The sequence below is a fragment of the Phyllobacterium sp. genome, assembly GCF_037994425.1.
GTDB lineage: Bacteria > Pseudomonadota > Alphaproteobacteria > Rhizobiales > Rhizobiaceae > Phyllobacterium.
Genome location: NZ_JBBNAM010000132.1, coordinates 1 through 9,703, shown reverse-complemented (window position 1 = coordinate 9,703; position 9,703 = coordinate 1). Strand labels below are relative to the sequence as shown.

7 protein-coding genes and 1 pseudogene are annotated in these 9,703 nt (G+C 59.4%); 4 read left to right on the top strand and 4 right to left on the bottom strand.

All coding sequences use genetic code 11. From position 1 onward, the window contains the following. Both mtnA and mtnK read right to left on the bottom strand, forming a co-directional pair. On the bottom strand, positions 1 to 873 hold an 873-nt coding region (gene mtnA, locus AAAB35_RS09540; protein WP_340668048.1), incomplete at its 3' end, for an S-methyl-5-thioribose-1-phosphate isomerase. After that, the gene (mtnK, locus tag AAAB35_RS09535) at positions 870 to 2,141 is read right to left on the bottom strand and encodes an S-methyl-5-thioribose kinase (RefSeq protein WP_112667034.1); all 1,272 of its coding nucleotides are present in this window, start codon (positions 2,139 to 2,141) and stop codon (positions 870 to 872) included. The genes mtnA and mtnK, both read right to left, overlap by 4 nt. A 178-nt stretch (positions 2,142 to 2,319) precedes the next feature. Between mtnK and AAAB35_RS09530 the strand changes: the two genes are divergently transcribed. From AAAB35_RS09530 to AAAB35_RS09520, 3 genes are all read left to right on the top strand, one after another. Continuing rightward, a complete protein-coding gene (locus AAAB35_RS09530; protein ID WP_112667035.1) occupies positions 2,320 to 3,831 on the top strand; it encodes a sugar ABC transporter ATP-binding protein in 1,512 nt (503 codons plus the stop codon). 62 nt (positions 3,832 to 3,893) lie between these two features. Then, entirely contained in the window at positions 3,894 to 4,895 is a 1,002-nt protein-coding gene (locus AAAB35_RS09525; RefSeq protein WP_112667051.1) for an ABC transporter permease, read from the top strand. Between the two features lie 62 nt (positions 4,896 to 4,957). Continuing rightward, positions 4,958 to 6,010: a substrate-binding domain-containing protein gene (locus tag AAAB35_RS09520; protein ID WP_112824895.1), complete on the top strand. Its 1,053-nt coding sequence runs from the start codon at positions 4,958 to 4,960 to the stop codon at positions 6,008 to 6,010. Positions 6,011 to 6,127: 117 nt separating this feature from the next. Here the strand turns inward: AAAB35_RS09520 and AAAB35_RS09515 are convergent, their stop codons facing one another. Continuing rightward, positions 6,128 to 8,182 (bottom strand): bifunctional aldolase/short-chain dehydrogenase, encoded by a 2,055-nt coding sequence (locus AAAB35_RS09515; protein ID WP_112824940.1) that lies wholly within the window; start codon positions 8,180 to 8,182, stop codon positions 6,128 to 6,130. Positions 8,183 to 8,246: 64 nt separating this feature from the next. After that, positions 8,247 to 9,218, bottom strand: coding sequence for a sugar-binding transcriptional regulator (locus AAAB35_RS09510; protein ID WP_100248133.1), 972 nt, complete (start codon positions 9,216 to 9,218; stop codon positions 8,247 to 8,249). Between the two features lie 352 nt (positions 9,219 to 9,570). Here AAAB35_RS09510 and AAAB35_RS09505 point away from each other — a divergent pair. Beyond that, positions 9,571 to 9,703 (top strand): annotated as a pseudogene (locus AAAB35_RS09505) (AAA family ATPase); the annotation flags it as partial.

Sequence of the window (9,703 nt, the reverse complement as noted above, 5' to 3'; positions counted from 1 at the left end):
TTCGCGTACACCGTCATGCACCGTCCAGTCGATCGTCGGTGAGGGGAGGGCAACATAGAATGGTACGTTGTTGTCCTTTGCGGCGAGCGCCTTCAGATAGGTGCCGATCTTGTTGCAGACGTCGCCGCTGGCCGTGGTCCTGTCGGTGCCGACGATTACCATGTCGACCTCGCCATGCTGCATCAGATGGCCGCCGGCATTGTCGACGATGAGTGTATGGGGAATGCCGTGGCCCTTCAGTTCCCACGCCGTTAGCTGGGCGCCCTGGTTGCGGGGGCGTGTCTCATCGACATAGACATGGACAGGAATCCCCTCTTCAGCCGCGAGATAGATCGGAGCCGTCGCCGTGCCGTAGTCAACCGTCGCAAGCCAGCCGGCATTACAGTGAGTGAGAATATTCACGGGCTCGCCGGGCTTCTTGCGAGCGGCGATCTCGCGAATGATTGTGAGGCCGTTCATGCCGATGCGGCGGTTGAGGTCGACATCCTCTTCTGCGATCGTGGCAGCACGCTTGTAGGCGGCTTCAGCGCGCTGACTTTCCGGGAGCTCGAGCAGGAAGCTGCGCATCGTATCCAGTGCCCAGCGCAAGTTGATTGCGGTCGGTCGCGTTTCATGGAGTGTATTCCACACTGCGTCGAGGGAGGTGTTCCTGCTGTCGGCGGCCATGGCAAGCGCGACCCCGTAGGCTGCTGTCACGCCGATCAGTGGTGCTCCGCGCACCCACATGTCCCTGATGGCGACTGCGACGTCATCGACGCTCTTCAGCGTAACCACGCGAAACTCGTGCGGCAGCCACCGCTGGTCGATAATGTCGACCGAAGCGCCGTCGTCATTCAGCCAGATGGTGTGGTAGTGACGCGCTCCAACTTTCAAATGACTGTCTCCTTCTCGAGTCGTTTGGCGAGCGAGTTGATCTCCGCGAGGCTGTGAATATGCCGGCGATTGACGGCGAGATGGCGGCCGAGTTTCAATGCCTTGCGCTCGCAGCGTGCTCGCAGATCCAAATCCGCGATGGTTTCGAAATCGGCATTATGAGCGAGGCCAAGGATGCGACGGTGGATCTCGACGCCGGCAAAGCCGAGCATGTCGGTCCAGATCTCATGCAAGACGTGATCGAGTGCCTGTTCGGCGCCGAGCAGGTCGCCGCGATCTTCGAAGAGCGAGCGCTGATAGAGGATGCCGTTGCGCTCGCTACGCCACAGGTCTGAAAACTCCTCGCAGAAGGTTGCCCAGATAGTTTCGATGACGTTGAGCAGATAGTCCCGCATAGCCTCGCGATTGCCGTTCTGTTCGTGGCCCGCCTGCGAGAAATAGCTCATCCAGAAATTGGCGATCATCATACCGACGTCGAAGGCGATTGGGCCATAGAAGGCGAATTCCGGATCGATGACGCGGGTCTCATCCATCGTCACCATCACGGAGCCGGTATGAAGATCGCCATGCAGCAAGGTCTCGGCCTTGGTGGTGAAAAGGTGCTTCAGCTTTTGTGCCTCGACCTTCAAATCGCGATCCGCCCTCAGTTCAGCGACGATCCCATCGAGCTGTGGTGATGTGTGACGATTGAGCGAGGCTTCGAAATAGGGGTCTGAAAAGACGAGATTCTCCGTGATGTCGCACAGTTCGACATTGTCGGAAAACAGCGCCAGATCCTGCTTTCGCTCGCGGGCGGTCATGGCGAGATCTGAGCCGCGGAAAAGCGTGCGTGCAGCAAATAGACCGAGATCACGGCCGATCCTGGGCAGTCGCTGGCCCTCGATGAGAGCACGCCTCAGAATGATATGCGGTGACAGGAATTCCATGACGATGATCGCCTGATCGACGTCGAAATGGAAAATCTCCGGTACCATTCCGGGATCGCGGTCCGATTGGCGCATCAGCGCATGATACTCAAAGTAAGAGCGCTTGAGCGGCAGCGGCCAACTCTCGCCGACAAGGCGGACATAGGGCAACGCCTGCTTGACAATCACCTTTCCTCGCTCGCCTTCGACGATGAAGACAAGATTAAGGTTGCCGTCTCCGACTTCTTTGACGCGCCAGCTACCCAGGTCCTCGCCCAATTTTTCAATGAGTGCCGCTAGGCCGCCCAGCCGCTGCGGCAACGTTTCGGGGCACAGGGCCACGAACGGCTTCGTATCCGTCATTTCTTCCTCCCCGGACCGTTTTCGCGGTGCCAACTCCCCCGCGCGGCCGACTTCCCTCCTCTTTGGGCAGTCAGCGATCTTGCACTCTGATGACATTTGATATGGGTCGATTTGTCAAATGTCAACGAGCTTGACAAATGATGACGCCCCGGCCTAGCATCACCGTGGGAGGACGGAGATGAACGAAGAACCTGTGTTCCGCGTCGAGGGATTGCGGAAATCTTTTGGTCGTATCCAGGTGCTCGGCGGAGTCGATCTGTCGCTTCGCGCCGGTTCTGTAACCGCCCTTATGGGTGCAAACGGTGCTGGCAAGTCTACGCTCGTGCGGATCGTAAGCGGTGTCTACACGCGTGACGCCGGCCATATTTCGCTGGCGGGGCAGATTTTTTCGCCCTCGTCACCGGCTGAAGCCATCCGTGCCGGCGTCGTTACCGTTCATCAGAATATAAACGATGGGGTGGTAGCTGATCTGGATGTCGCAACAAACCTGACGCTTGACCGGCTGAACGGGCGTTCCGCGCGCTGGTTTTTCAATCCGAGGCGCGTGCGGCGCGAAGCCAAGGCAGTGGCCGATCGCATGGGCCTTTCCCTGGATCTCGGCGTTGGCATCTCAGGGCTATCTCTTGCCGACCGGCAGATGGTGGCCATCGCCCGTGCGATGGCCCACGAGCCAAAGGTACTTATCCTCGATGAACCGACGTCTTCGTTGTCAAGCGCCGAGGCCGAGCGGCTCTTCCAGCTTGTCGATCGCTTGCGCGCACGGGGTGTCGCCATCCTCTATATTTCGCACCGCATGTCGGATATCCGGCGCCTGGCAGACAGTATCGTCAGCCTGCGTGACGGACGTATTACCGGCACCTTCACGGGACCTGACCTCGACTATGAGGGTGCGGTGAATGCGATGCTCGGCAAAGCGATCAGCCATGACGGCATTGCCGTTCGCAACGGCGGGGCGACAGTCCTCGGCGCCGAAGAGCTCATGCTCTCGCCGAGCGCACGTCCTTTTGATTTCGTGCTGCGTGAGGGAGAAGTCGTTGCCGTCACCGGTCTCGTCGGTGTTGGCAAGACCGCGCTTGCCGAGACGCTTTTCGGCGCCAGACAGCCGTTTGCAGGACGCATGTCGCTTGATGGCAGGCGATATCAGCCGCGCACACCTCAAGAGGCCATTGCCGAAGGAGTTTTCCTCGTCGCCAAGGACCGCGCGGACAATGGCATCGTCCCCGATTTCAATATTTACGAGAATATCAGCCTTCCTTTCCTGAAGCGGCTCGCCCGTGTCGGCGGCGTCTCCAGCCGCGGTTCGGAGCGCGGCGAAGCTAAACGGCAGATTTCCGCTCTCGGCATCGTTTGCCGATCGGAACGAGATGAGATGCACACGCTCTCCGGTGGCAATCAGCAAAAGGTGATGGTGGCCCGCTGGCTAAGCCAACCCTGTCGATTGCTGGTTCTCGATGAACCGTTCCAGGGCGTCGATATTGCCGCGCGCCGCGACATTGCCGAGAAGCTTCGAGCATCGGCGCAAGGAAGAGCCACTGTTGTGTTCCTGACGGAGCTCGATGAGGCCTTCGAAATTGCCGACCGTATTCTGGTGATGTCCGAACAGACGCTGGCCGGCGAGCATCTAAACGCCGGTATCGATGTCAGTAAACTCCTGGCCGAGATCGCGGGCCAGCATGAAATGGTGAATTGATGACTGATCACGACACGCCGATCGCTGCAGCGCAGCCGGCAAAAATCGTTCCACCGCAAGCAATGGGCGCCAATATTCGCGAGCTCGCTATCCGCTATGGCTTTCTGCTGCTGCTTGCGGCGATGCTCGTCTACTTCTCTATAGCTACGAGCGGGTTTGCTTCGCCGCAAAGCGCCGTCTTCATCCTGCAGTCGGTATCGATCACAGGCATTCTGGCGCTTGGTGTCACAGCGACCATGGTCGTCGGTGGCTTCGATCTGTCGATTGGTTCGGTCGCAACGACAGCGATGATGGCGTCGTCATACATCATGGTGATCTTGAACGGTGATGCTTTGACGGCGATCGCCGTCTGCCTGCTGATCGGCATAGTGATCGGGTTGGTCAATGGTTTCCTAGTCGTCTACATGCGCGTTCCCGACTTGCTGGCAACGCTCGGAATGATGTTCCTTCTTGTCGGGCTGCAGCGCATTCCGACCGAGGGTCGGTCGATCGCGACCGGGATGAGCCTGCCCGATGGCAGTACCGCAACTGGCAGCTTCAGCCCGGCCTTTTTGGCACTTGGACGTCACAAGTTTGACTTCCTTCTTCCGAATCTGGTGCCAGTTTCGGTCGTCGTGCTGATCGTGCTCGCCATCCTTATCTGGTTTTTTCTGGAGTACACCCGCTTCGGTCGGATGATGTATGCCGTCGGCTCGAACGAGCGTGCTGCGGAACTCGCTGGTGCGCCTGTCAATGCCTACAAGATGTTTGCCTACGTCATCTCAGGCGTCTTCGCTTCGATCGGTGGCATTCTGCTTGCTGCGCGTCTGGGTCGTGGTGACATCGCCTCCGGCAACAATCTTTTGCTCGACGCGGTCGCCGCCGCCCTGATTGGCTTTGCCGTGCTCGGAGTCGCCAAGCCGAATGCCTTTGGGACTGCAGTAGGGGCCCTCTTCGTCGGTGTCCTGCTGCAGGGCCTCACGATGATGAACGCGCCTTACTATACGCAGGACTTCGTCAAGGGCGCGGTGCTCGTCATCGCGCTGGTCTTTACCTTTGCTCTTTCGGAGAGAGGCAAACGATAGGGCTGGGAGGCCCTTCGCGCATACGCATGAACAACAAAGCGTCTACTGTGGAGGAGACAGGAATGAAGATTACGCGTAGAACACTCGGCAAGCTGACAATAGGCCTCATCGGAGCGACAGCCTTCTCGGGCGTTGCCCTTTCGGCCGACATGCCCAAGCCCTTCGACAACCCTGGCCAAGTCAAGATCGCTCTCGTGCGCTATCTGTCGACTGGCGATTTCTTCCAGTCGTACCTGTCTGGCGTTGAGGCGCAGGCCAAGGCCCTGGGTGTCGATCTGCGCGTGCTGGATAGCCGCCAGGATGCGGCGCTGCAGGCTGATATGGTCGATCAGGCAATTGCATTGAAGGTCGATGGCATTATCATCCAGCATGGCCTTACGGAGTCGATGAAGGAAGCCGCCAAGCGTGCTGTTGACGCTGGCATCAAGGTCGTTGCCTTCGATGTCAACGTCGAGAACCCGAAGATCCCGCAGATCGAGCAATCGGACCGCGATCTGGCGCGCCTCGCGCTTGAGCAGGCGGTCAAGGACAATGGCGACGCCTGGAAGGCCGGCTACGTCTACGTTGCTGGCATTGCGCCGCTCGATCGTCGCGACGAAACCTGGAAAGAGTTCAAGACAAAGTACCCGGGCATCAATGAAGCGGCGATGTTCGGAACTATGGATAATCCGATCGCAAACTCCGTCGCCAACCAGGCACGCTCCGTGCTGTCGGCCAATCCTGACGTCCAGGTGATGTTCGCACCCTACGATGAGTTCGCCAAGGGCGTGAAGATCGCGGTGGACGAAGCTGGTCTTTCAACCAGCGTGAAGATCTATTCGGCCGATATTTCGACGTCTGATATCGCCGCTATGCGCGAGCAGGACAGCGCCTGGGCAGCTACAGCCGCTACCAACCCCGCCGTCGTTGGTCAGGTCTCGGTACGCGCGCTTGCCATGCTGCTTGCCGGCGAAGATCCGGGCCACAATGTGATTGTCCCGCCGACGCTGATCACGCAGAAGGACCTGAAGGACGCAGATATCAAGAATATGGAAGAACTTGGCGCCAAGTTGCCGCAGTTCGCTCATGCTGATGTGGCCGTTCCAGCCTGGATGCCGCTGCCGAACAAGAAGTAGTAAGACATCTGAGGAAATGCGAGGCGGCCTTCGGGCTGTCTTACCTGTTGTTAGGGTCAGCAAAAGCCTCGGCGGGCCATTTGCTCTCCTGTTTGAAGCAGAAGAGCAAATCGCGCGTCAACGCAGCGCTGCGGCAATATTGCCGCCGTCGACGGTTGTCACATCGGCCGTTGTCCGGTCGGCCAACGCGTGGTGCAGGAATGCCTGCGCCACGTCATCGGCAGTTACTTCCTGGCCGAGAAGGTTGCCGCCCATGTAATCCTGCACCGACAGACCGCGCGCTGCCGCCCGGTTGGCAATCATCTCATCGTTCAGTAGACCGGAACGAATGCGATCGGCGTTGACGGCGTTGGAGCGGATTCCATCGGCTCCATGCTCCAGCGCATACTGCCGCGACAGAAACAGCGTAGCTGCCTTGGGCAATCCGTACGCACCGAATTTGGAGCCTGGATTGACCGCCTGCTTGCTGGCGTTGAAGAGCAGTGCACCGCCAGTCCTCTGTTCTTTCATGATCCGGACCGCATTTTGCGCAACAAGCTGGTGTGAGAAGAAATTGAGTTCGAAGCTCTTGCGCAGGAGGCTGTCATCGAGCGTCGCGATCGCTCCCTCCCAGGCCGCGCCGGCATTGGAGACGACAATATCGACGCCGCCGAAGGTCGAGATGGCCTTATCGAAGGCGCCGCGAACGGAAGCCGCATCGGTCACGTCGCAGGCGACGCCGATGGACTGGTTACCGATCGCCCTGGCGACGTCGCCGGCTTTGGCCGCATCGAGATCGGCGACCACGACGTGGGCACCCTCGCGCGCGAAAAGCTTTGCAGTCGCCGCGCCGATCGCGCCGGCGCCCCCGGTAACGAGGGCCACCTGACCTGTGAGAGGCTTCGGCTTGGCGCCGGCAAGCTTGGCCTGTTCCAGGGACCAGTATTCGAGATCGAAGAGATCCGGCCGGCTGACCGGCTCGAAGCGGCCGATGGATTCCGCGTCGCGCGCGGCCTCGATCCACATTTCACCGACATCTGCCGCGATCTGTGCATCCCTGAGCGTGCGACCGTGGCCGAACAACCCGACGCCGGGAACCAAAGTCAGCCGCGGCATAGGGTCGATCATGGTGCGCTTCACGTCGTCGCGAGCATCGTTCTCGCGAAAGTACGCGGTGTAGGCGGCGACAAACGCGGCGACGCGCTCATCGATCACCGATCGGAACTCCGCGAGCTTGCCTGCCGCTGGAGGCGGCAGCACAAGCGGGCCGGTCTTTATCCGGATGGAGAGGTCCGGTGTTGAAACGCCGCGCGCCGCCATGTCCTCAACTTCTGCCGCATTGACGAAATCAAGGATCGCCGGGGAGACACGAAATTCGCTTATCATCCGGTCGAACCGGCCTTCGCCGCGGGCGACAGCGACTGCGCCGCGTAACATTGCAGCGATCTCATTGGCCGCCGCTGTCTGTTGCGGTAGGCGTCCAGACGTGAATGGAGTCTTGCCGCGACGACGGACGTAGTCCTCAGCCAACGTCACATAATGGATCATCCGGTCATAGGCTTGTTTTGCCGTGTCGGCGAAGGTGAAGATGCCGTGCTTGTCGAGGATCAGGCCCTCCACGCTCGGATCGCGATCGAAGACCTCGGCAGCGGCCTTGGCCAGCGCGAAGCCAGGCATGATGTAAGGCACGAAGCCCATCTTCTTGCCAAAAACCTCTGAGCTCATCTCCTTGCTTCTTGCCTGGTCGGCAATGGCAAGGATTGCCGTCGAATGGGTGTGATCGACGAATTTATGCGGCAGGAACGCATGCAGGAGCGCCTCGACAGAGGGGTTGGGGGAGGCGGGATCGATAAGATTGGCCCGCTGTAGCGTGACCATGTCCTCGTCCGACAGTTTCTGCAGCTTGCGCGCTTTCAGCAGCGGTGCGATCTTGACGGCGGGCAATCCCTCGGGTTCGATCGTTCCCATATCCCAACCACTGCCCTTGACGCAAAGGACGTCCCAGTCCTCGCCGATCAGATCGCGGACGGCCGTTTTCACGGATGTATTGCCACCGCCATGCAATACCAACCGCGGTTCGCTGCCAAGCAGTCGCGTCGTATAGGTCCGGAGCGCCAGGTCACGGTTGACGCCCCTCCGACCGTAAGCTTCGACCATTGCTTCGGCATCACTGTCGCGCCAAAGATTTTCCATCATGTCCTCCTCCACTCGCGCAAAGCAGGCGCCAAGGCGCCGCCTTGTCTGACATAAGCTGAAATCACTCCGTTTTGGCGGCCACAGTGGCGCTGCCCAAGCGCTCGAGCAGGCGGCGAGCCATGGAGGCGGTGACGATGAGATGTGACGCAAATCCGCCCTTGATGGCGGCTACAAGCGGCTCGAGCTTTTCATCTTCCTGAACCACCATCATCCGCTTCGGAATGGAACGGATCGAATCGAGGTCGGCCGAGATGCAGCGACGGTTGTGGGCGCAATCCATCAATTGCCCGTCTCGATCGATCACCTGGCCGGCGATCACGCCTGCCGCGCCCGCCTCTCCGAGCACTCGCAACTCCTCAGCCGTCAACGCACCGCACTTTACCAAATGGCTATCGGCCTCAATCCCGCCGACTGAATAAAGGGCAAGTGTGCAGTGAGGGATGGTCGCGAGTTGTTCCTGAATCACGGGCTCTTGACGCAACTCCTGCGCCAACCTTTCCGAACTGAGAACGAGCGGTGCATAGAAGTTGATACCCTGGGCGTTCAGCCGCCTTGCTATTTCCGTGGTGCATTGATCCGGTCGGTATGAATAAGGCGCTCCAAGATTGCCGCAGAGCTGGACGACGGTTACCCCCTGCAGGTCCGCAAAAGGCATGACGTCGGCGATGTGATAGACGGTCCGGCCCCAGGCAACGCCAATTCTGTCATCCTTGCCGATCAGTTCCAGGAATACCGCCGCGGCGACGACAGGCATTTCCGCCGTTGGGTCGAGGGCATGCCTGTCTTCTGGAACAATCCACACTGCCTTCAGTCCAGCTGCGTCTTCCAACTGCCGGGCCAACACGTCGTCTGCGAAGAGTTGCGTTGATGTCGCGATGTTGACGATGCCGGTTTCCCTCGCGCGCCGCAGATAGGTCGCAACAGAGGCGCGGGAGATGTCAAGATGCTTTGCTACCTCATCCTGCCGCATGCCGTGTGTGTAGTAGAGCCAGGCGGCCTTGTGAAGGACCTGGTCGGTAGAGCGTATTGGCATGCGGATCGTTCCAGAATGATTGATTTCGACATTATTCATGCGCGCTGACAAAAGTCAAACAGCATGATTGTTGCTTATTTCTTGCGTTCCAGCCGTGTCAACGTTGCCGTGCAACCTTCGTCAGGCATGGGCAAGCGCCACCTAGCAGCCGCAGATTTGCGCCGCAACCGATCCGCGTTGCCGGCAGGCGGAGCCAACGGCCATCCACCTGCACAAGGGTTGGAATGTTACGCCCGGTTCCGGTGGATTTACCGTTGCGTACTTCAGTCGCGACGAATTGAAGGCAAACTCGATACGGGCGGTGATGGGCTGAGGTCAGCTCCCTTGCCGCCGGATATCGGAGGAAGTCTGAATGACAGCGCGTGACGATATTTTCGAGCTTGGCAAACGGGTCAGCCAATCCATCATTGGTCAAAACACAATGGTCGAGCGGCTGATCATCGGTCTCCTTGCAAACGGGCACCTGCTTGTCGAAGGTCTTCCGG